Below are 24,910 nucleotides of genomic sequence, written 5' to 3'. Positions count from 1 at the left end.
ACTCGAAGCTGCGGATTGTTTGATCCAGGAGTTTCCCGGGTTCAGATGCAATTGATTGTAATTATTATAATTCGAAACAACAGATTTTAGGATGCTACCCTTGAATTGGAATAATTATAATTAAAATTGATATGGCATCAAAATATAGATCTATTCTAATATTACGATTTACTGTGGACTCTACGCAAAAGTGAAAGTAGAAGCTGCTTCCCAGCAGGATCGCCGCCGCCGATCCACGTGCCATTTTCCATGCCGTGTCATTGTGCAGGCATGCGGGACAGCAAAGGGGAGCTGACGTGTCCACAATCAAGACCATCACGATCAATGCATCGAATGCTGCGAGCGGCGTCGACCTCGATGCCTACTTCGCCACCTACTTCCAGGGGCTGCAGACTGGAGCATCAAGCTATTATGGCGGAACACCGGATCCTGCGCCCTTTGGATATCAGAACGGCACCCAAGTTGGATTCCGGTACAAGAACAGCTCAGGTGTGGAAACGAGCAAGCAGCTGCTGATCGAGGGCAAAAACCTCGCTTATGACTATGCCCACTACGGACCAGACAAGGGTCACGGCATTTCAGGTATGATCGAGTCGGTCACGTTCGGTACTCGGGATACGGCTCAGGCCGCAGGTCCCGCTGAATTGACAGGAGTTATCGCTGATTTGGCAATCTCCGGATGGAGCATCAGCTCTGCGCCCGGATCCGGAAACACCTCTGCGAACCCTGTCTACAACCTGTACAATGCGCTGCGGAAAGCCGGTTCCGATTCGACACTTGTCAATACAATCAACACGGTTCTAGACAGCTACGCACAGAACATCATCGGTTCGGGGCATTCCGATACATTCGCGGCCACTGTGAACGACGACACCATCCTGGGCGGCGGTGGAAACGACATGATCGACGGCGGCGACGGCAATGACGTCGCCGTGTTCTCCGGACGTCGTTCTGACTACATCGTCGTCCAGAACGGTAACGGTAGCTTTACCATTACGGACGAACGCAATGCCGGCTCTGAGGGCGTTGATACCGTCAGCAATGTTGAGAATTTTCAGTTCTCCGACGGCATCATCACATCCGACAATGTTGTAGCCCAGCAGGGCACCATCACCATTGATGCGAGTGGTGCCGACGGAATGGATTTTGAGGCCTTCATTCGTGGCGGCTTCACCTCTGGCGTCGAAGGTGCCGGTATGCCTGTCTTCGACAATTCCGGGCAGTTCACGGGCGAGGAGATGTTCATAGGCTATGGCGCCAGTCCTGCCGACAAATACGTCTTTGCCCATGGGAGCCTGCAGTATTCCTTCGGAACTCATACAGTTGCAGGCACGATAAACACGATCGAGTATGGGACGCGCGGAAGCGGAACATACGACAGTAATGGCTATTTCATCGGCGGCAAGGCTCAGCTGAAGATTGCCGGGCTTGATCTGTTCAACGCCGTCCCGACAAACTCTGCCGAAGAGGCCGTGATTGAAGCAAACGGGCCCGTTCACAATTTCGCTCTTGCCTACATGTATGGAAATGCGGCGAGCGCTGACCGTCTGAACAAGTACGCCGATGCTCTCGACAGCTACGCTCAGAAGTTCATTGGATCGGAAAAAACCGACTTTTATGCCGGGACTGACTTTACGGACACCATTTCCGGCGGTGGCGGCGATGATGTAATCCGCGCCACCAAAGGCAACGATACAATCGACGGCGGCAACGACTACGATCAGGTCATTTTCAGCAATGCCAGATCCGACTATGATGTGACCCGACAGCAGGACGGCAGCTATGTCATCGCTTTGAAAAGTGGAGAGGGAGCGACGACCCTGAAAAATGTCGAGGCAGCGACATTCTCGGATATAACCCTCGATACTGTCCGAAATCTTGAGCTTCCTGGCACACCTCCAAAGAACGTTGCCCTCTCCATCAACTCTGTGCTCGAGAGTGAAAAAGCCGGGCACACTATCGGTTTGCTCTCGGCAATCGATGCTGAAGGAAAGGTGCTGACTTTCACTCTTGCCAATGATGCGGGCGGCCTCTTCGAGATCGTGGGCAACGAGTTGAGAATTAAAGGCGAGCTGGATTACGAGACGAATAAGAAGCATGATATTAGGGTCAAGGTCAGCGATGCTGATGGCCATGTCGTTTTCAAAGACTTCTCGATCGCCGTCGGAAACGTCGATGAGGGTCCGGAGAATATCTCCATCTCAAAATCTACCATCTCAGAGACGACGGAAGTTGGAACCAGGGTCGGCGTGCTGTCTGCTGACGATCCAGAGGGCGGAACCGTTACCTATAGCCTCGTGAACAATCCCGGAAGCTATTTCAAGCTGACCGATGGCAAGCTTACCCTGGCCAGGGCACTCGACTACGAGAAGAAGCAGAGTCACACGATCACCGTTCAGGCGACAGACTCCACTGGCCAGTCGACCTTACAGACGTTCAAGATCGACGTCGATGACGTCACCGAAACAAAAGTCGGGACAGCACGCAATGATGTGCTGACGGGCAAGATCGGCCGGGACAAGCTGTCCGGGGGCGCTGGTTCCGACAAACTCTCCGGCAACGGTGGCAACGACTATTTGTATGGCGGCAGCGGCAGCGACAAGTTGACCGGCGGATTAGGGGCTGATGATCTCTGGGGAGGTTCTGACAGCGACAGCTTCATTTTCAAGTCGATCAAGGAAACGAGTGTCCTAAGCTCCGGGCGCGATACGATCTTCGACTTCTCGACCAAGCAGAAGGACCAGATCGACTTTGCAGCCATTGATGCCAATACGACAAAGGGCGGCAACCAGGCTTTCTCCTACATTGGGACGAAGGCATTTGGCGGGAAGGCTGGAGAGCTGCGGTATGAGAACGCAAAGAGCGACACCTATATTCACGGGGACGTGAACGGCGACAAGGTCGCAGATTTCACGATCCACCTGGATGATCGGGTAAGCCTCTCGAAGAACTACTTCATCCTTTGAGTCTCACGGTCGGAGGCAGGCCATGCCTCCGACCGTCTAATCAACCGCTTGTCTCTCAAGGGCTGTTTCTTCTGTGTCTGTGCTTCGCTCCAGCCATGTCTGGATCTATCTGACCCTAGCCGTCGTCGCGACCTCGGCCTTATCCGCAAAGGCGCAGGACGCGACGCCTGTCGGCGTGGGCGGCGATATGATGATCGACCTTGACGCCATCACGGTCACGGCGACCAAGGCAGGTGAACGTGTCTATGACGCGTTGTCGGCTTCGAGCGTCATCGGCCACGAACAGATTGAAACGCAAATCCAACCGAGAAGCACGGCTGACGTCCTGCGGCTGATCCCGAGCGTGACGACGCAGGCTGCTCCAGGAGATCCGGGCATAGGCGTCAACGTGCGAGGATTGCAGGATTTTGGGCGCGTGAACGTACTTGTGGACGGTGCGCGACAGAATTTCCAGCGTGAAGGCCATTCCGCAAAAGGCACCTTTTACTTTGATCCGGAGATGATGAAATCCGTCGATGTCACGCGCGGTCCCACCTCATCGATTTACGGATCGGGTGCCATCGGCGGTGTCGTGAGCTTCACGACGATTGATGCGGGCGACGTTCTGCCGGATGGAACCCATGTCGGCGGGAGGATCAAGGGAACATGGGAGACGAACGGGCATACCCCGCTTCTCCACGGCGAGGTCGCGGCACGTCCAAGCGAGATGTTCGATCTCCTTGGAGCCGCGACTTGGCGCAAGGCTGGAGATTACAGATCGGGGGATGGAACGACGGTCGATTATACGGCCCAGGATCTTCTCTCTGGTCTGTTCAAGACCCGGATCCGCCCTGATCCGAGTCAGGAACTGACCCTATCGGCTTTGCGCATTGCGAATGACTTCGATAATGGCCTTTCGACCCTCTACCGCACCAAGGCTGTGGCGGACACCTTCACGGCGGGATACCGATGGACGCCAGATTCTCCGGTCTGGGACCTGAGTGCCAAGGCCTATTTCAGCGGCACCAACGTGAAGCAAACCACGCTGGAGGGTCTCACGGCAGGAAGTGTGAAGACCTTTGACATCGGGACAGTCGGGTTCGACCTGTTCAATACGGCACGATTCGACACTGGATCGTTCAAGCATGAGCTCACCTATGGCGGTGATCTGTTCCAGGACGATGTGGAAACGAGAGACCCCGTTGGCAACAGCGATCAGCTCACCCCTTCGGGAGAGCGTCTCGTCTATGGCGCCTTCCTTCAGGACCACATGACGTTTTCTGAGTGGCTCGAGATCATTGGTGCCCTGCGATACGATTCCTACCGTCTGACAGGCGGCGCCATCAAGAATGAAGGCAGTCGACTATCGCCTAAGATCACGGTTGGAATCACGCCTTGGCGGCCCGTCACCTTCTATGCGAGCTACGCCGAAGGCTACCGCGCTCCGGCTTTGACCGAAACCCTGATCGACGGCTTTCATCCGCCGCCACTGAGTGCCGGGCGGTTTTTTCCAAATCCCGATCTGAAGCCCGAGATTGCCCACAACATTGAAGGCGGAGTCAATCTGCGATTCGATGATCTGATCGTTCCAGAAGATCGTCTACGTATGAAGCTAGGCATTTTTCACAATCGGGTGGATGATTATATCGAGCAGGTCTTCACGCGCTTCCCGATCCCAGGCGGCTATCAGTACAGGAATATCGCGGAAGCTGTGATCGATGGCTTCGAGGCGGAGGGGGTCTATGACGCCGGTTCCTATTTCGTTGGGATTTCCGGCCATATCCTTCGTGGAAGGAACAGCCGCACGGACGAAGACCTCGTCAAAGTTCCGCCGAACCGTCTGACCGGTACCCTGGGCTTTCGCCGCTATGACGGTCGGCTGGAGTTCGGAACTCGCGTGGCCCTCGTCGGAGCCAAGGACAGAGCGGAAGATTTCGGCTTCGTCGGAGACTCTTATGCCCTGGTCGATCTCTTCGCCAATTGGAAAGTCAACGAGCGCATGACGGCGGGCCTCGTGGTGGAGAACCTCTTTGATCGGCAATACACCGAGTATCTCAACGGGAATCCAAGCCCGGGATTCAATGCTAAGGCGTCCTTGTCGGTCAAGCTGTACTGAGCTGGGAGGGAAATTAATCGCATGTGGAATGTGCCACGCTGATTTGAGGAAGCAGTCATGACAATCACCATCAAGTTGACCGCAAGCAGCTCAAACAAGGGCGTTAGCTTCAACAGCTACATGAAGAGCTATTTCAAAGACTTTTCATTTGAAGGATGGCCGTACATCCTCGGTGGGTCGGGAGAGTTCAAAGGGTCCCAGATTGTTCTGCTCGACAACATGAACGGTCGCAACACCAAGACCATCGTTGTCGATGGCCGTTCCATTGCCTATGATCTGGCCAAGCATGTCGTCAGCGGAACGGCAACCACAATACGCCTCGGCACTCTCGGGAACAGCTACAAGGAATCGGGCGAGTTCACCGAGGACTCCGCAGGACGGATCACGAAAATCTCGGCGCAAGTGCAGATCTCCGGATTGGCAATTGCCGGTACCGAGTTCCACTCGCTCGTGTCCGGTCTCATGGGTGGCGTCAGTTCAAGCCGGAAAGCCAATCCGGCGGTTCTCAATGCGGCGCTCGCCGACGAGGCTCACAATGTCGCTGGCTCCAGCGCCAGTGATACCTATACCGGAACCCGCTTCAGCGACCGGATCAAGGGCAATGCCGGCAATGACCAGCTGACAGGTGGGGTTGGAGGGGACGATATCTGGGGTGGAGCAGGATCGGACACCTTCATTTTCAAGTCAGTCGAGGATACCACCGTCAAGAGTTCCGGGAGGGACACGATTTTTGATTTCTCAGTTCACCAGAGGGACAGGATCCACTTGTCGTCCATCGACGCGAATGCACTCGTAGGCGGAAACCAAGGCTTTGAGTTCGTCGGTGCGCGGGCCTTCAGTGGCAGGGCAGGAGAGCTGCAATACAATAAAGGACCGAGTGATACGTATATCTCCGGGGATGTGAACGGCGACAAGGTGGCGGATTTCATGATCCACCTCGATGATGCCATCGATGTCACCCAGAGCTATTTCGTTTTGTAAGGTGCCGTCAACAGACGGCAAGGCATCCGATGTACCTGATGACCTTGGGCGGAATATTTGCCAATCCGCCCTTTTCTCGACGGGCCGCAGAATGCATCGCAAACTCCCTATCCGCATGCTCCTGTAATATGGCTGCGGGATATTTTCCTTAGAACTGCGGGCATGCGGAATGATTGCCCCACGTAGCGGGTCCAGAGTCAGTCAGAAGAGATATCTCGTCAACAACTCAGGCTTGCACAATCACCGACAAAGCCCATCTGCCGGCGGTCCATCCTTTTGAGATTTCATTCCGGTAGGAATGGGTGAACGAAAGAGCTATCATCCCTTGGACACAAGGGCTCAGCTGTGTACCACTCTCGGGACGGCGCCAGCGTTTCCGACATCTGGATCGACGCCGCCGCGGCGTCGGGGAGCCGCTCTGAGCCCGAACCATCCATTGTCTTTCCGGACAAGGACGTTCTCTTCAATGCAGAATTCAGACGCTCTGGACCCGATCTCCTGCTGACGAGGCAGGAGACAACAGCGGTGATCCTCGATTACTTCAGGGGAGATCGGCGTCTGAACATCACGACGGTGGAAGGAGCAAGCCTTACGGCGGAAACCATCGAGATATTGGCAGGCTCCTTTCTGCAAGAGCGATATGCCCAGCTCTCGAGCACCCCTGCTCTCCGCGCGCCAATCGGCCGGGTCGAGAAGACATCAGGAACGGCAACAGTCCTGCGGAACGGTGTATCGGTCGACTTACAGGTCGGCGACATGGTCACCAAAGGGGATGTCGTTCAAACGGGAACGAATTCGTCACTGACAATCAAGTTCAATGACGGAACGGTCTTCAGCCTGTCCGCCAGCGCCCGAATGGTGTTGAACGATATGGTTTATGCTGCGGATTCGAGCTCGAATTCTGCGCTGTTCACCCTCGTTCAAGGTCTGATCGGGTTTGTCGCGGGGCGGATCGCCAAAACCGGCGACCTCAAGGTCGATACCCCCGTGGCCACCATGGCGATCAGGGGAACAGCCGTGCAGGCGGAGGCTGCGGCCGTCAATGGCGCCACTCGATTTTCGCTTCTGACTGAGCCGGATGGGACCGTCGGTTCATTCTTCCTGCTCGATAAGAGCAACCCGTCTCGCGTTATCGCCCTGATGTCGGATGCACGAACTTCGACGCTCCTGACGCCTGTGGCCGGTGCCGAACCTCGTATCACACAGATCACCAAGACCGGTGACGACATTCGGGGTGAAGTGGACTTCGTGCGGGATCTTTTCCAGGTATTTGCTCCTGAACCTCGTCAACGGAGGGGCAGCAGTGATTTTGAAGGCGGCCCGATCATTCCGGCGAACCTCCTTTCACCTGTCGATACACCCGACCTGTCGGAATTCGTCGTCGCCATACCCGCAGCGGGACGCGCATCACCCCGCGACCTCTCTCTTCCGGCGGTCGCTACAGGGCCTGCCGAGATCTTTGGAGAGGCAATCGAGGACGGGCCGCTCGCGCGCCTTGGTGCGTTCCCCGATTCCATCACCTCAAACGGCACGGTATGGCCGCTTGTGATTGTGCCCGGCGTGTTGCCGCCCGGCGTTAGATACATCGAAGGTTCGCGAATCTTCTCTCTCAATCCCTCGCACCCGGCCTATCAGCGGCTCGGGGAGGATGAGGTTCAGACGGTTACCGTCGAGTACGTACTGCTCATCGATGACGATGTCCGCATTCCAGCTTCGATCTCCTGGACTGTTGCGGGTCGCAACGATGCTCCGATTGCCGCGAGTGATCGCATTGGCAATGTGGATGAGAGTGGACGCACGATCCTGAACCTGCGCATCAATGACCGCGATGTTGACGACGACTTTCTGAGCATCACACACTGGACAAACCCGCTCGAAGGCTCCGTCTCCCGCAACTTGTCCGGAGATCTTGTTTTCAATCCTGGCACTGCATTTCAGGCTTTGAGTGCCGGAGAGACGGCAACCGTGACTTTCGCCTACAGGATCTCCGATGCCAAAGGAGGAAGCGATACCGCGAATGTCACCGTGCAGGTCCGCGGAACGGGGACATTCTCAGCGCCTCTCATGTCCGCCTCACGGGGTGGATCGCTTGCGTTCAACAACCAGCCGGTCTCGCTCACGATCGAGGCGCCGTCGGCAACCACGACCGCCACTGCGAACCTTGATCTGACAATCGGTCTGGGTGCGGTCCTGCAGCCGCAGATGAATATCCTTTATCTGGTCGACATCTCGGGAAGCACGTCGGGAACGTTCGAAGGAACGCCGGTCGGCGATCTCAACGGTGACGGCCGCAGCAATACCATCCTCGATGCAGAAATCGCGAGCTTGATTGCGTTGACCGGGAGGATCAGAGGACTGGGGTTCTCGCCAGCCGATGTCACGATCACGGTGATTCCCTTCAATGGCAGCGCCGACCCCGCGGACGCCTCGGCCGGAGGCATCGTGAACGCGGCGACGTTCAATCTCGGAGCCATGGGAGAAGACGCGATCGCAGATCATTTGAGGGGACTGGATGCAGGGGGAGGAACGAATTTCGCGGATGCCTTGCGAGCGGCCAATGCCAGATTGCAGGGACTGGATCAGGGTGGAGAGAAGAACTTCCTGTACTTCCTTTCAGACGGCAATGGGCAAGGCGCGATCGATGCCGAGCTTGCGACGTTGAACGATGTCTACAGAGCGCAGATCACGGCCCTTGGCGTCGGCGGGAATGCGGGTCTTTCGCGACTGAATGACATCGACAACACGGGCGGCGCCTCGCTCCTGACGTCGCCCGATCAGATCGATCTCTCCGTCCTCGGAACGCCGCTTCCGGGCGGTACGGTCGCTGATCTCGACATCTTCGTGAACGGGTCGGAGCTCCTGGAGTTCGGCCCGGAGGATCTTGTCTCGACGCCCGATGGGTTTGCCCTCGATGCCTCTGTCGGCGGCCTGAGGCGACTTGTGGGTGATGGAAACACAGTATCTGCCATCATCACCTTCGCGAGCGGCGAAGTGCTTGCGACGGAGCTGACGATCGCGGGCGCTCTGCCCCGATCCACGGATATCATCCTGTGAGGGAACGATGCCGCATCCATCACTTGTGTTCAGGCCGTTCTGCAGGAGCGAGGCCTTCCAGGAGATACCGTTGCGGATCCTGAGGGCTAAGGAGGGCGCCCCCGCTGCAGGGATGACCGGCCCAGCGGGGCTGCCATCGTGACCGCTCTGTTGAAGAGACTTCGCCGCTTCGGAATCGGCCGGATCCTCAGCCTCCAGCTTCTCCTCGGTCTGCTCGCATTGCGGGTGTGGGACCCCGGACCTGTCGAAGCCCTCCGTCAGAAATCGTTCGACCTTTATCAGTTCATGCATCCGCGCACCGAGCGCCAGGATCTCGTCGGCATTGTCGACATCGACGAGCGGAGTTTGCGTGTCCTGGGGCAATGGCCCTGGCCGCGCACGGTGATGGCCGACATGGTTTCGAAGATCACGGAGCTCGGCGGGACGGTCATCGGCTTCGACGTGCTCTTTCCGGAGCCGGATCGGAGCTCTCCCGAAGTTGCGGCAAGGACCTTCCAGGGGCTCGATGACGCAACGCGGGAAAGGCTTCAGCATCTTCCCGGCAACGATGCCGCCTTCGCCGAAGCGATCCGGTCGGCCAAGGTCGTTCTGGGACAATCTGGCTATCGTGTCTCGGGGGCGACCGCGATCGACCGGCCGCCGCAGCAGTCGCCCATCGCCACCCTGGGCCTGGATCCCCGCGCGTTCCTGGTCGACTTTCCGCAGCTGCTGCGAAATCTTCCCATTTTGGATGATGCCGCTCAGGGACACGGTCTTTTCTCGATCATCCCCGAGGGGGACGGCACCGTGCGCCGCATTCCGGTCGTCGCGGTGGCAAACCAAACGGTGGTTCCGTCGCTGTCGCTGGAAATGCTCCGAGTGGCCACGGGGGCAAGCACCATTCTCGTCAAGACGGATCCGAGCGGGGTGCGGAGCGTCAGCGTGCACGATTTCGAGATCCCGACCGACGGCAAGGGACGGATCTGGATTCATTTTTCGGCCCCCGATCTGAGCAAGTACATCTCCGCCGTCGACCTCCTGCAGGGTCGGGTTCCTGCCGCGCGCGTGGCCGGAAAGATGGTGCTGATCGGAACATCGGCCGCCGGTCTCCTCGATCTCAAGGTCACTCCGGTTCACCCGGCGCTTCCCGGGGTCGAACTGCACGCGCAGCTTCTCGAGAGCGCTCTGACGAACTCGACCCTGAGCCGGCCCAGCTATACGGCTTTCGCCGAGATCCTGTTGGCCGCATTGATGGGCCTGACCGTCATCGGGTTCGCGCCTAAGGTGAATGCGGGGCCGCTCTTCCTGCTCGGAGGCACGATCGCCGCTCTCATGTTGAGCGTGTCGTGGTATTGCTTCTCGTCGCTCGATCTCCTGATCGACTACACGTTCCCGCTGACCTCGAGCTTTCTCGTCTATGCCGTCTTGGTCTGCACGAACTACATGACCGTGTCCGCCGACCGACGCTGGATCAGATCGGCCTTCAGCCAATATCTCTCGCCCGACCTGGTCGAGCAGCTCGCGCATTCGCCTGAGCGGCTGACTCTGGGCGGCGAGCAGCGCGAGCTGACCGTGCTGTTCTCCGACATCCGCGGCTTCACGGCCATCTCGGAAACGTACAAGGACGATCCGCAGGGTTTGACCGCTCTCATCAACCGTCTGTTCACGCCCCTGACCAAGGACATCGTGAAGCATCGAGGAACGATCGACAAATACATGGGCGACGCGATCATGGCCTTCTGGAATGCCCCGCTCGCCGATTCTGCCCATGAGGCGCATGCCTGCGAGGCGGCCCTCACGATGCAGGAGAGCCTCGAGGCGCTCAACGACGAGCGCCGGCGTGAGGCTGCGGACGGGCAGCCCGTGACGCCGCTCCGGATCGGGATCGGCTTGAACACCGGCGTGTGCGTCGTCGGAAATTTCGGCTCCGACCTGCATTTCAATTATTCGGTCCTCGGCGACACGGTCAATCTGGCGTCCCGCCTGGAGGGGCTGACGAAGCAATACGGCGTGCTGATCATCATCGGGGAGAAGACCGCACAGGCGGTGCGGCCGCAATTCGCCGTGCTCGAGCTCGATCATCTGCAGGTCAGGGGCAAGCAGGAGCCCGAACGCATCTTCGCGTTGCTGGGACGCTCGGACATGGCCGCCGATCCTGTCTTCACGGCGCTTCTGGAGAAAAACGAGGCCATGCTCCTCGCCTATCGATCCCGCGAGTGGTCGCAGGCGCTCGAGACCATCCTCCTGTGCCGCGAGGCCGGCAAGACATTCGGGCTCGACGAGTACTACGATTTCTCCATTCAGCGGATCCGGCACCAGATCGAATCCTCCGCGTCATCCAAGTGACGGTGCCTTCCGCGGTTCGCCCCCAGCCGCCCCGTCGCTGCGGATGAGCTGATCTCGCTGGGCGAGATCCGGAAACCAGAACCGCCACAGGGCCGCGAGCATGATCGTGCCGATCCCGCCGATCACGACCGCCGGCGACGCTCCCACCAGCCACGCGAGCGTTCCCGACTCGAACTCGCCGAGTTCGTTGGAGGCGCCGATGAACACCGTGTTCACCGCCGCCACGCGCCCGCGCAACTCGTCCGGAGTCTCGGCCTGCACGAGGGTCTGGCGCACCACCACGCTGACCATGTCGGCCGCCCCGAGGATCGCGAGCAGCACCAGGGTCAGGCCGAAGCTGGTGGACAGGCCGAACCCCACCGTCGCCAGGCCGAAGACGCCCACGGCCTGCAGCATGCGCAGGCCCGCCCGGCGGGAGAGGAGCGACGAATGGGCCAGCACGACCGCCATGATGACGGCGCCGACGGCCGGCATGGAGCGCAGCAGGCCGAGCCCCCACGGGCCCACATGGAACACGTCGCGGGCGAAGATCGGCATCAGGGCCGTGGCCCCGCCGAGGAGGACGGCGAAGAGGTCCAGGGAGATGGCGCCGAGCAGCAGCGGCTTCGCGCGCAGGAAGACCAGGCCCGCAACCAGGCGGGACCAGGTCACGGGCTCCCGTTTGGCGTCCGCCGGGCGCAGGCGCAGGGCGGCGACGAGCAGGGCCGCGAGACCGAAGCATACGGCGGAGCCCAGGAACGGCGCCGTGGGATCGACCGCGTACAGGATGCCTCCGACCGCCGGCCCGCTGATGGTGGCCACCTGCAGGACCGAGGAGTTCCACGCGATGGCGTTGGCGAGATCGCCCGCCGGCACCAGGCCTGGGACGATGGCCTGGGCGGCGGGATTACCGAAGGCCCTGGCGGCCCCGAAGGCCACCAGCAGGCCGTAGATCGGCCACAGGCTCGGCACCCCCGCATGGACCTGCGCGAGGAGCCCGAGCGAGATCAGGGTCATGCCCGAGAAGACCAGGATGAGGATCACGCGCCGGCTGTACCGGTCCGCCACGAGGCCGGTCACGAGCACGAGGGCGATGGTGGGCAGGAACGACGCGAGCCCGACCAGGCCGAGGCTCAGCGCGCTGCCGCTGGAATCGTAGACCAGCCAGGCTACCGCGACGGTCTGGATCTGGATGGCCAGCGCCATGGCGAAGCGGGCTGCGCAGAACAGCCGAAAATCCCTGTGGCGGAAGGCCGCCCAGCCCTTGGCTCCCATGTCTTGGCTCGCGCTCCTGCCTGGATGTGGCGAGGGTTCTTTAACGCATCCTGCGCCGTTGAGGACTCGTTTTTCCGCATCGTGCGCCGGCTGAAAAGGCGGGCCTCGCACGAATCCGCGGGAGCGCGGCCCCGGCGATACGCTAGAGATGCCGCCTGAGCAGAGCCTCGATGGTGGCGCGCTCCTTGATCCAGACCGCGCGGTACTCCTGCATCTCCTCCAGCACCGCATCGGCGAAGCGCTTGCGGTGCTCGAAATAGCAGGGCGGGCCGAGGCCGCCCTTGCAACGGCCCTCGTTGCGGCAGCTGCGCTTGCGGCAGGTCTGGGGCATCCGGATCACGTCGGCGAGGCGGCGCAGGGTGTCGTCGGGATCGGGCAGGTCCGAGAGGATGTGCCGAACGCGGCTCATGATGAAATCTCCGGGAATGAATGGCTTGAAGAGGAATGGCCCAGACAAGGGCGTGCGCCTGCGGCCCGGGGCTGGATCAGCCCCGGGCTTTTAGGCAATCGAGGGTGGCGCGAGTGGCAGCCCGGCTCGATGGCTATGGGAAGATGGAAGAGCCGGACGGCGCCTCGCGCACGGCTTTTTTAGGCGGACAGGAGCGGCAGGCTCAGTCAACCGCCGCAGGCGTGGTCCGTCTCGTGCAACGGGGGCCTGCGACCGGTCCCGACCACCCACCGGGCATCCTGGGCCTCCTGTCGGGGCGGCGTGCGAGACCACCCCACAGGACCGTGCCTGCTCCCACGCTGCGACGCCTCGAGCGCGCCCCTCACAGGAGCAGATCTGAGCAAGGGTCTAACCCATATGCAACACAGTGTCAAGAACAAAGAGCGAACATTGTCCACATCCTCAAGGTCATCACCTCCTCGGACGTGATCCGGGGACCGTGCCGGTGATCCCTATTAAGTGCGATGCTCCAAAAAGATCGGGATGGCCGGGACTGATCCCCGGATCAAGTCCGGGGACGGCCATGATCTCCAGGATGTCAGGACCGTTGATCGCGACCGGACTAGCATCCCGCTTCACGGTGGGCCGGCCCGCACGGATCCCCGGATCAAGTCCGAGGCCGGCCATGACGTCGAGGGTGCGGCTAGGGCTGCCGATGCCGCGATCTGCCCCCTCGGCCCTCATTCTGAGGAGGCGCGCAGCGCCGTCTCGAAGGAGGATCGGCAGAGCACTGGGGATGCCCGCGTCCCGGATCGAGGCCGGGGCCAGCGCATCGAATCGGGGCAAACGCCTCTTTTTAGGCGCGCTATGGGGAGAGACGCGTAAGCGGCACCCTTTCCGGCACGTCGGGTAACCGGCCGGCCCGCCCACTTCGCACCCCGGACCAGGGCGGCAGGCCACCGGGAAGGAATGCACCGCCTGTCCCGAAAGGCCGCCGTCGCGCGGACCTCGCGCTCGCCCAGCCTCGGCGCGATGCGACATGATTGCAAATTAGCAAGGATCAGCTTGCAAATTTGTATGATCTTTTCCGGGCGGAGGGGCGTCCGGGCATGGACGCTCGCCCCGATGCCGAACGTGCCGCCTGCCCAAGTCGCAGGATCTCGAATCTCCAGGAAATGCAAGCCGTTCAGGCGTCCGGCCGCAAGCTTGAGCACCGGTGGATTAGGCTAAGCTTCCCAGGCTCCTGCTCCCCTACGGCAATTTTCAGTAGTCAGGCATAGGAGGGTACTGCAACCACAAGTAGCTTAAGCATTTTACTTATATAACATTGCCTTCTCCGTGCCCTGCGATATGTTACGTAATATTAAATCATTTCCGCCGGCCTCCTGGGCTTCGGCGAGCGTGCGTAACGACAAGGGCAAGGGGACGTCATCATGAACAAGCCTGTTTTCGAGAACGTCATTGGAGAAGCTGTCGACGTCGGCAATGTGCTGGACGATACGCTGGCCGGCGGTGCGGCAGCGCACATCCCGGCACCCGCGACACCCCCCGCCCCGAACGACGCTCATACGGGCCGCGCCCTCGACCTGCCGCAGGACGAGAAGGACGGGCGGCGCTCCATCGAGGCCGCCTCGCAGGCGCCGGTTTCGTCGCACGAGACCCCGAGGGCGCAGAAGCAGGCGCCGGCGGAGCAACGCGATGCCACGGTGCGGAGCCTCGCAAACGATGGTCATTCGGGAGCGACATCCGCCCGGCAGGCGTCCAACTCAAGCGATGCCGCTTCGGCGGCGCAAGTTGACGGTGTGTCGGCTCGCGCGGAGGATTTGTCACGTGCGGATAACGGATATCTGGGAGCCGAAGATCGCTCGCTAACGTCTGATGCGCCCTCAGACGGCGGTGCGCCTGTGACCACCCTCGCATGGCAGACGGTGCCGGGAACTCCTGGAGACGACACCATCAATTATCGTGATGCCATTATTGGCCCGAACATCCAATACCTCTTCGATCTGCATCACGGGAACGACATCTGCTGGGGCTCTTGGGGCTCGGACCAGTTCTGGGGCGGCCATGGCGATGACTATCTCGTCGGCTTCGGAGGCAACGATACCTTCTGGGGTGGCGAGGGGAACGACACCATCAGCTGGGCCGAGGATACAGACGTCTTCTCGGTAGGGGTTTTTGTGGCTCAGAGAAGTCGTCCGACAGATCCAGTTGTAGATGTATACCGCTATAGTGGGCCCGGTGAGGACGATGTCGTTCATATCAACGAAGTCGAGGCATTCGTCCTTGCGAATGACGCGGGCGGCCGTGACGCTTTCTATGGCAATAATGAAGATACGGTCAAAGGGTGGACCGTCCTCGGCATGGCCGGCGGAGATGGGCTCAGGGGCGGCGGTGCCCGCGATATCCTGGATGGAGGATTTGGTAGCGATGCTGTCGAAGGTATGGATGGTAACGACGTTCTCTTCGGCAGTCGAAACGAGAACGGCCAGTCTGTCGATGACGGTGCCGTGGATGTTCTTTGGGGTGGCGGTGGAGACGATTGGCTAGAGGGCAGCGCCAACGACGTCCTGATAGGCGACCTCGGAAACGACACCTTGGTTCGCGGATGGGTGCGGTATGATACCTATACCTATGTTCATCCGACAGGAGGTCCAACTCCCTCTTCCTTCAACTTCACCTACACCGACGACAACTTCGGCCGCACGGTCAATCTCGTCACTGGAAAAGTCATAGGCGATGGCTACACCGATTCACTGATTGGCGTGCACCATGTCTCGACAGGCAATGGCGCCGACAAGCTGATTGCCGCCGCCGCGTTCGGCGCCTGGTTCGAGGCCGGTGGGGGCAACGACAGCCTCTATGGCGGAGCCAGCAACGATACGCTCCATGGCGGAACGGGCGACGACACCTTCTACGGGTCCGGCGGCAACGACACCATCAACGGTCAGGGCGATTCCGACACCCTCGATTACAGCGCGCTGGGCGCCTCCGTGATTGTCGATCTGGCGAGCGGTTACGCGCTCAAGACGTCCAGGGAAGCGGACGTGATCAGCGGCATCGAACATGTCATCGGCACGAACTTCAGTGATCCGACCACCGGCAAAGGCGATAAAATCATCGGCAACGGCAACATGAACAGTATCTTGGCCGGTGCTGGAGGCGACACCATCGACGCCCGAGGGGGCAACGATTTCGTCAACGGCGAGGGCGGCGACGACAGCATCGCCGGCGGCGACGAGGACGACGCGCTCTATGGCGGGGACGGCAAGGACACCCTCGACGGCGGCAACGAGCACGACAAGCTCTATGGCTGGATCGGCGACGATCTACTGATGGGCGGATTGGGGAACGACGAGCTCTGGGGCGAATGGGACAACGATCTCCTTCTGGGTGGAGGGGGAGACGACACCCTTGACGGCGGCGAGGACAATGACGTGCTGCAAGGAGAAGCCGGGCTCGACAATCTGCGAGGGGGCGTCGGCAATGACAAGCTGTTCGGCGGTGCCGATGCCGACACCCTGGATGGCGGCCGGAACGACGATTTGCTGGAGGGGGGCACCGGCAATGACAGCCTTGTCGGCGGCTCAGACACCGGCAACGATATCCTCAAGGGCGGCGACGGCGCCGACACCATGGCCGGCGGTGCGGGCAACGACGAGTATCATGTCGACAACACTGCCGACGTGATCGTGGAGGTCGCCGCTGTGGGCGTGGACACGATCTACACCTCCGTCGACTGGGACCTTAGCAAGGGCGGCTCCGTCTATGTGGAGAACCTGACGGCCGAAGATGGTTTTACCGATGTCAAGCTGACCGGCAACGCGAGTGCCAACCTCATCATCGGAAACAGCGGTAAAAACGAGATCAGTGGCGGCGGCGGCGCCGACACGATGCGGGGCAAACTCGGCAACGACACCTACCACATCGACAGCCTGGATGACATTCCGCAGGAGTACAACGGCGAGACTGAAGGCTGGGATACGGCCTTCATCTATGTGAAGAACTTTGATGCCCGCAAGCTCGCCAACATCGAGGATGTCAGAGTCGTCGGAGGCGGATCCGTCGATGAGGCACCGGAGTTCACGGACGACAGCGACACGGCCGTTACGATCAATGAGATCTCCTCGGGTATTGTCGCGCATGTGGAAGCAACCGACGACGGCAATGGCGGCACCATCGGCTACGAGCTTCTCAGCCACGCGGACAAGTTCGACATCGACGAAGACGGCAATATCGTCCTGAAGGCCCCGATCGACTACGAGACCACCACGTTCGAATACGACAACAGCGGGCAGGCCTTCCTGCGCGTGGTGGTGCGGGCGACTGAGAGCGAGACCACCATCACGTCGGACCCGCACGAGGTCTGGGTCTATGTCCAGGACTCGAACGAAGCCCCGACCAGCATCACCTATAGCGGCACGCTCGAGATGGACGAGGATGCCCTGCCGAATACGCCGATCAGCCTCCCGCCGGACGTAACCGATCCGGACGCGGGCGACACGGTGTTCCTCTTCCAGCTCCTCGATCTGAACGGCAACATTCTCAACGACCAGGCCATATTCATGATCGACCCCGAGACGGGCGTGATCAGGCGCGGCAACGGCATCATACCGGACGCCACCGTGGCGACGGATTACCAGTTCTTCGTGCGTGTGATCGACCGTGCGGGCGATGGCCTTCCCTTCACCACGCCCCAGCCGATCACGATCACTGTCCATCCGGTCGAGAACCACCGGCCGGGCGCGCCGGCGCTGCTGACGGACCCGCCGGAGATCGCTGAGAACACCACCGGCTCCATCGGCCAGGTGCGATCTCTCGACGACAACAATGGCGGCCCGCTCCGCTATCGCATCGTGACCGGCGACGACAAGTTCGACATCGACGAGGAAAGCGGCCAGATCACGCTCACCGAGGCGCTCGACTACGAGTCGCTCGACGTGGACGACGAGGGCAACCACTACATCTACGTGGAGGTGCAGGCCTACGAGCGCGATGCGGGCAAGGAATCCGACGTCACGCGCATCAAGGTCATCGTCACCAATGCCAACGATGCGCCGAGCGCGCCCGTGCTCGACGGCGAGGCGACCGTGGCCGAGAATCCCGGCGACAACACGGTGGTCGGGCGGATCCTCCCGTCGATTGACCAGGACGGCGACGCGGTGAGCTTCGTCTTCGCGTCCAACATCCCGGGCGCCGATGCGGGCGGCCGGTTCCTGATCGACGCGAACGGCAACATCACGGCGCATCCCGACGCGGTCATCAACTACGAGGCCTTCGGCCAGGACCCGTATCTCCACGACGACGGCGCCGGCAACCGGTGGTACGAGCTCTGGGTCGTGGCGACGGACGGCCAGGCCTCCTCGGCTCCCGTCAAGATCATCGTGGAGGTCACCGACGCCAACGACAAGCCGACCGACATCGCCCTGTCGAACGACACCATCCGGGAAGACGCGCAGCAATTCGCCGAAGTCGGCGAGCTGAGCGCCGTGGACGAGGACGGGCACGAGGTTTCATACCTCTTCCTGTGGGAGTCGGATGGGCAGCTCCACGACACCAGCGAGGACGGCGCCTTCGCGATCGCCGAAGGCCGCGTCATCGTGCAAGACCCGCGCAAGATCCAGATCATCAACGGCGACACCTACAAGGACTTCAAGTACACGGTCGTCGCGTCGGACGGGTATGGTGGCGAGACGCCGGTCGAGATCACGATCCGCGTCAACAACGTCAATCCCAACAACAAGGACCCCTACGAACTGCGATTCGCCGACGGCCCGCCGCATGAGGCGCTTGTCGAGGAGAACGACCAGGGGGCGGTTCTCGGCATCCTGTCGGCCAAGGACGACGACAACGCCGTCGAGACCTTGAAGTACACGATCGCCGACGACCCGAGCGGCAACTTCGAGATCGTTCGGGACGAGGCGACCGGCAAGTACAAGCTCAAGCTCAAGGACGGCGTGGCCCTCGACTACGAGGCGGAGGATAGCTACACAGTCACGGTCAAGGTGGAGGACCCGCAGGGCGCGTTCGTCACGCAGAACTTCACGATCAACGTGGACGACGTGTGGGATCTGACGAACCACGATCCCTACAGCCTGACCTTCGACGACAACCAGACCTCGGCCGGCGTGATCGAGCACAAGGAGGGCGCGATCATCGGCACCCTGCTCGGCAAGGACGAGGACGCGAACGATGCGGGCCGCCTGACCTATCACATTCAGGCGGATGTCAGCGGAAAGTTCGATATCGTCGACAATGTGCTCAAGCTCAAGGAGGGCGAGAGCCTGGATCGGACGACCCAGGCCACCTACACGGTCGTGGTCCGGGTCGCGGACGCCCATGGCGGCCACCGGGATCAGGAGTTCACGATCAACGTCCTGCCGGACAACGACGGCAATCAACGGCCGACGAACCTCACCTTCGACAACCCCGGTCGCACACGCGAGGCGACGATCGACGAGAACCAGCGCGGCATCGATATCGGCGCCCTGCTCGGCGAAGACCCGGACAACGCCGTCACCGACCTGGAGTACTCGATCGCGCCCGGCGGCGACTCCCTCGGCTATTTCGAGGTGGTCGGCTCCATGCTCAAGCTGAAGGACGGCGCCGCCTTCGACTACGAGAAGATGGTCGACGGCCACAAGTACTACGAGATCACGCTGCGGGTGACCGACCCGCAGGGCGATTTCCTGGACAAGACCTTCAAGATCAACATCGATGACGTGACGACGGAGGATCCGGACAACAACGACCCGACGAGCCTCACCTTCATCACCGGCGGGAACGAGGCGACGGTGCGCGAGCACCAGCCCGGCGTGCTGGTCGGCGTCCTTATGGGCCAGGATGCCGATGCGCACGATCTCGGAAAGCTGCGCTACGAGCTGAGGGACGACGCCACCAAGAAATTCAAGGTGGTGGGCAACGAACTGAGGCTCAAGGAGGACCAGAGCCTCGATGTGGACGAGGGAACTGAGCACAACGTGACCGTCCGCGTGTGGGACGCTCACGGCGGCTTCCTCGACAAGACCCTGACGGTCAATGTCGTACCGGAGAACACCATGAACCAACCACCACGGATTGTCGCCGGAAAGAGAGGGTTCGAGGTCGCCGACAACAGTACCGTCAAGCCGTTCGAGTTCCTCTCATACGAGGATGCGGAGGACGATATCCTGACCGTCTCCGTCATCTGGGCGCCCGGAGCGGGCAAGTTCCAGAACGTGCCTGACCTGAACGACCCGGCGAATGCCGGTGTGCTGTGGGACTACGTGGTTGGAGACAACAAGCTGTTGATCAAGGGCACGGAGGCCCAGATCAACAGGATCCTGCAGAACCTTCGATTCAACCCGACGGATCGGCCGCAGGATGCCGGCACGGCGTCCGAGGAGATCACGACCGAGTTCAAGGTCTTCGTGGTCGATTCGGGGGATGACTACGACGACGAGACCGTCCTGGTCACCTCGAAGGCCACCGGGCAGACCAACGACAAGGACGACATCTATCACATCCGGATCGGGAACGAGTTCATCTATGAACCCGCCGGCGACGGCAACGACATCGCCTATGTGCACATCAACGGCTATGCCTTGGGTGTCGACGTCGAGATCGAGACGGTGCAGGTGGCGAGCGAGGTGACCTTCGGCGTCAGCCTGTCGGGCAGCCAATATGCCAACACGCTCATCGGCGGCATCGGCGACGACACGCTCTGGGGCGTCGATCAGGATCCCTCCAGCCCCAACCAGGACGTGCTCCGGGGCGGCGCTGGCGATGATACCTACATCATCAAGTACAGGGCCGAACTCGGCGTCGCGATCGAGGAGCTCAACGGCAATGTCGACGGCATCGACACGGTGAAGCTGGTCGACCTCGCTGACGACGGCGCCGGCACCGAGTTCACGGGCTACACCCTCGGGGCCAATCTCGAGAACCTCGATGCGAGCGAAACCGACGCGGCGGTGACCCTCACGGGCAACGGTCTCGGCAATCTCATCATCGGCAACGTCAATGCCAACACCCTGGTGGGCGGCGCGGGCAACGACACCCTCGACGGCACCGCCGGCGCGGCGGACCGGCTCGAGGGCGGCGCCGACGACGATACCTACCGCGTTCACAGCGCCAACGACGTGGTGGTCGAAGGCGCGGGTGGCGGAACCGACACCGTCGAGGTGTTCGGCACCGAGTATCACCTCGGCCAGACTGCGCGGGTCGAGACCCTGAAGGTCGGCGACAACGTCGCCACCGGCGTCAAGCTCATCGGCAACGCCTATTCCGCCACCATCATGGGCGGCAGCGGCCAGGACACCCTGGACGGCAGCCTCTCGGGCCGGTACCTCCAGCACACGCTCAACGGCGGCGGCGGCAACGACGTGTACCACATCGTCCATGTCGGGCGCACCAACGAGGAGAGCGACCAGATCGACGGCGAGATGCTGTTCGACGACGGTTGGGCCAATGGCCGCAACGACAAGGTCATCCTGTACCGCGGTCTCTTCGAGCTGCTCTACGGCAACCCCGCCGATGTGGACGCGGCCATCGAATCCGCCAAGGTCTACTACCGGGCCCAGGGCATCGAGGACTTCGAGGTGCTCCCAGGTCTGCCGCCGGACGACGGTTACAACCAGCTCCCGGTCCTCACGATCGCGGAGGGGACCAAGGTCACGAACGCCACCGACAATGGCCTGGCCGTGTACCTCTTCCGGGGCGTCGACCTCTCCGACCACGAGAACGACAATCTGACGGTGACGATCCGGTTCCTGGCGACGACGCCGGGCGTGCTGAACATCGACCCGAACCATCTCCCGACCGACAGTGGCGAGGACAACGGCTTCAAGTTCTATACCTGGACCGGCAAGGCGGACGAGCTCGAGGCGATCCTGAGGGCGCTCAGCTTCAATCCGGACAACGACTCCGCTCCGGTCGACGGCTTCGACACGGACTTCGAAATCTCGGTGCAGGACGAGGATCCGGATCACGAGCCCGTCACCGGCCAGGTGACCGTGCACACGAAGCCCGGGGACGACAGCGACAACGAGGCACCGGTCCTCAAATTCGCTCCCGACACGCAGATCACGAATGCCACGAACAAAGGCCTCGCCGTCTTCCTGCTGCGCGGCATCGACCTGTTGGACAAGGAGAACGACACCCTCACCGTGTCGATCTCCTTCCGGGCGGCCGACGGCGCACTGGCCTTCCCGTCCGGCGTCACCGCCCTGGTGTCCACATCGGGCGAGATGATCACCTACACCTTCACCGGAAAGGCCGATCAGCTCGACGCGATGCTGCGCAAGATCACGTTCAATCCTGAGGACAACCTGGCGCAGAACGCCGCGGTGGATACAATCTTCACCATCACGGTGCAGGACGAGAAGCACGGACCTGTGACGGGCGCCGTGACGGTGAGGACGACCGATGGGACCGACAATGACACCCACGAGCCCGAAATCGATGGTCTCGTCAACGTCGAGACGCCGGAGAACGTGCCGGTGGCCCTGTTCGAGGACATCGACCTCACCGACGAGGACGGCGACAAGCTGACGGCGATCATCACCTTCGCCGAAGGCCGGGGCGATCTCCTCGGTGCCGGCAACACCTGGTCGGTGATGGAAGGGGTGAGGACCTACATCTTCTCCGGCACGGCGACCGAGCTCGAGAACCTCCTGAAGGGCTTCACCTTCGACCCGAGTGCCGCCAACGAGGAGACGAACATCACCCTCAGCATCCAGGATGGCAACCACCCCGCGGTGGCCCAGACGGTCAAGGTGACGTCGCTGCCGGCGAATGGCAACACGGCTCCGACGGCAATCTTGCTGACGTCATCCACTATTCGCGAGCATGCCCCGGCGGGTCTTCTGATCGGGACATTGTCGCTGGTGGATCCTGATGGACACATTGGCACCAACTACACGCTTAAGGACACGTCGGGGCGGTTTGCAATCGACTCTGTGACCAAGCAGGATGGCACGGTCGAGTGGCGTCTGAAGGCAGGTCCCAACGGCGTCACCATGGACTCCGAACAGGGTCATCGGACCTTCACGATCAACATCGAAGTAGATGACGGTCATGGTGCGGTAGTGACTCTGCCAGTGACGGTTTCCGTCCGCAACATCGCGACCGAGAGTGTGATTGGCACGGCTGCGGGCGAAAAGCTCGTGGCGAGCATTAAAAACGACTCTCTTGATGGACGAGGAGGCAGCGACATTCTCGTGGGCGGTGCTGGCGAGGACTTTCTCACGGGTGGTCAGGGAGCGGACGCATTCGTGTTCGATCAGCGCCCGCTAACGGATGTGCGGGACAAGATCACAGACTTCTCGTCAGCTCAGGGTGATCAGATCCAGTTGGTGAAGACAGGTGTGTTTACCGCACTTGCGAAGGGTGCACTGGGGGCAAGCGCGTTCTATTCCGTTGGGGTAACGGCAGGTGAGATCACCGAGAACACCCGGGTGATCTATGACCAGAACACGGAGGAAGAGGCCGGCGGCGCATTGTACTACGATGCAGACGGCTCGGGCGATGAAGCGGGACGTGTGCTGATCGCTATCCTCCAAAAGCGTCCTACCCTCACTCACACCGATATCTTGGTCATCTAGGGAACAAAAAAGGGGCTGGTCAAAAAGGGTCGGCCCCGATAATCTAACGTTATAGCGTATTTATAGAAGGGGGACGGCCAAATGGCTGAACTTAAGATTACTGCAGGCCCTCAAGGCACGAATGTCGACGATTATGAGGTCGAGTTCGTCGAAAACGTGCCGCTAGGTATCGTAATCGGCACGATCTCTGGCGATCCAGCTGCAACGCAGTACTCATTTTATATCGACGACGACGGTGTGAAATGGGATGGCGAGGGGCGCGTCACCATTGTCGGCGACAAGATTTATCTTAGTACGACAGGACCTGGCCTGAACTACGAAATGGCATCGGGTGCGTACCAAATCTGGATCGTTGCGAAGAATGCTGCCGGTGATGAAGTAAACCAAGCTGTTTTCGGCCTTAGCCTGGCAGATGCGAACGATGCGCCCACCGATTTGACGGTGAAGAACGCCACCGGCGGTACAACATTCTCCTTCCAGGAGAACACGACGCCGACGGGAACGTTCGTTGCGGTTCTCACGTCCAAGGACGAAGACCGAACGGCGCAGGGTGGTGCTGGCGACACCTTCACCTATTCCTTGGTGGATGATCTGGGTGGGCGCTTCAAGGTTGCAACAGCCACTGTCGCGGGCAAGACTCAGTACCAAATTCAAGCTGGCTCTAACGGAACTTTGATCGACTTCGAAGATTACGGCGCGGGTAAGCTTCTGAAATCCGATGACAATGGCAACTCGCGTTACTATGAACTAAAGGTTCGAGTGACGGATGGCGGCGGCCCGGATGGTGCCTCCGCGGCGAAATATACTGAGCAGACGATCAAAGTCTACGTCACCAACGACACGGCAGACGATCAGAACCTGCCGCCGAACGCGCCGACGGGCGGCTCGGGAACGCTGAAGGAGAACACCGCCTCCACGAACACGCTCGTGCAGCTGGCGGGCTCGACCGATCCGGAGGGGCTGGCGGTCACCTACGACTTCGCCGCAAACGGCAATCCGAACAGCCTGTTTGCACTCTCGGCCGATGGTAAGCTCACGCTCGCCACCGGCAAGACGCTCGACTACGAGGCGGCCGGCCTGAGCAGCGATGGCACGGGCAAGTACTACCTCGTCAAAGTGGTGGCCAAGGACCCGGCCGGCAACGCGTCGACTGCCACGGACGTGAAGGTCTATGTCACCAACGACACGGCAGACGATCAGAACCTGCCGCCGAACGCGCCGACGGGCGGCTCGGGAACGCTGAAGGAGAACACCGCCTCCACGA

General features: G+C 60.8%; 9 protein-coding genes. 7 read left to right on the top strand and 2 right to left on the bottom strand.

Features of this window, described 5'->3' with window-relative positions; genetic code table 11:
- The first annotated feature begins 296 nt into the window (after positions 1-296).
- The 5 genes from VB672_RS14400 to VB672_RS14380 all read left to right on the top strand — a co-directional run bounded on the left by VB672_RS14400 (position 297) and on the right by VB672_RS14380 (position 11,421).
- Positions 297-2,966, top strand: coding sequence for a cadherin domain-containing protein (locus tag VB672_RS14400; RefSeq protein ID WP_329784887.1), 2,670 nt, complete (start codon positions 297-299; stop codon positions 2,964-2,966).
- A 187-nt stretch (positions 2,967-3,153) separates the two neighbouring features.
- On the top strand, positions 3,154-5,061 hold the full coding sequence (locus VB672_RS14395) for a TonB-dependent hemoglobin/transferrin/lactoferrin family receptor (protein WP_329785096.1): 1,908 nt from the start codon (positions 3,154-3,156) through the stop codon (positions 5,059-5,061).
- A gap of 57 nt (positions 5,062-5,118) precedes the next feature.
- Positions 5,119-6,042, top strand: a complete 924-nt coding sequence (locus VB672_RS14390) for a M10 family metallopeptidase C-terminal domain-containing protein (protein ID WP_329784886.1) — start codon at positions 5,119-5,121, stop codon at positions 6,040-6,042.
- A gap of 525 nt (positions 6,043-6,567) precedes the next feature.
- A complete protein-coding gene (locus tag VB672_RS14385; RefSeq protein ID WP_329784885.1) occupies positions 6,568-9,096 on the top strand; it encodes an Ig-like domain-containing protein in 2,529 nt (842 codons plus the stop codon).
- Positions 9,097-9,234: 138 nt separating this feature from the next.
- Positions 9,235-11,421 carry a CHASE2 domain-containing protein gene (locus tag VB672_RS14380; RefSeq protein ID WP_329784884.1) on the top strand — a complete coding sequence of 729 codons (2,187 nt, stop codon included), beginning with the start codon at positions 9,235-9,237 and terminating at the stop codon, positions 11,419-11,421.
- Here VB672_RS14380 and VB672_RS14375 read toward each other — a convergent pair.
- Positions 11,410-12,675 carry an MFS transporter gene (locus tag VB672_RS14375; protein WP_329784883.1) on the bottom strand — a complete coding sequence of 422 codons (1,266 nt, stop codon included), beginning with the start codon at positions 12,673-12,675 and terminating at the stop codon, positions 11,410-11,412. The genes VB672_RS14380 and VB672_RS14375 overlap by 12 nt on opposite strands.
- Positions 12,676-12,817: 142 nt before the next feature.
- Complete coding sequence (locus VB672_RS14370) at positions 12,818-13,084, bottom strand: hypothetical protein (RefSeq protein WP_329784882.1); 267 nt, start codon at positions 13,082-13,084, stop codon at positions 12,818-12,820.
- A 1,412-nt stretch (positions 13,085-14,496) separates the two neighbouring features.
- Here VB672_RS14370 and VB672_RS14365 point away from each other — a divergent pair.
- Together VB672_RS14365 and VB672_RS14360 are read left to right on the top strand one after the other, a co-directional pair.
- Positions 14,497-23,646, top strand: a complete 9,150-nt coding sequence (locus tag VB672_RS14365) for a cadherin domain-containing protein (RefSeq protein ID WP_329784881.1) — start codon at positions 14,497-14,499, stop codon at positions 23,644-23,646.
- Positions 23,647-23,727: 81 nt separating this feature from the next.
- The coding region (locus tag VB672_RS14360) for a hypothetical protein (RefSeq protein ID WP_329784880.1) at positions 23,728-24,910 on the top strand (1,183 nt) is incomplete at its 3' end.

The organism is Microvirga sp. CF3016 (assembly GCF_036314085.1).
Taxonomy (GTDB): domain Bacteria; phylum Pseudomonadota; class Alphaproteobacteria; order Rhizobiales; family Beijerinckiaceae; genus Microvirga.
This window is presented reverse-complemented; position numbering and strand designations above follow the sequence as displayed.

What these genes read in the sequence shown, in the direction of transcription:
- VB672_RS14395 (WP_329785096.1), top strand. Translation starts at nt 3,154, where the DNA reads ATGATGATCGACCTTGACGCCATCACGGTCACGGCGACCAAGGCAGGT.
- VB672_RS14390 (WP_329784886.1), top strand. Translation starts at nt 5,119, where the DNA reads ATGACAATCACCATCAAGTTGACCGCAAGCAGCTCAAACAAGGGCGTT.
- VB672_RS14375 (WP_329784883.1), bottom strand. Translation starts at nt 12,675, where the DNA reads ATGGGAGCCAAGGGCTGGGCGGCCTTCCGCCACAGGGATTTTCGGCTG.
- VB672_RS14370 (WP_329784882.1), bottom strand. Translation starts at nt 13,084, where the DNA reads ATGAGCCGCGTTCGGCACATCCTCTCGGACCTGCCCGATCCCGACGAC.
- VB672_RS14365 (WP_329784881.1), top strand. Translation starts at nt 14,497, where the DNA reads ATGAACAAGCCTGTTTTCGAGAACGTCATTGGAGAAGCTGTCGACGTC.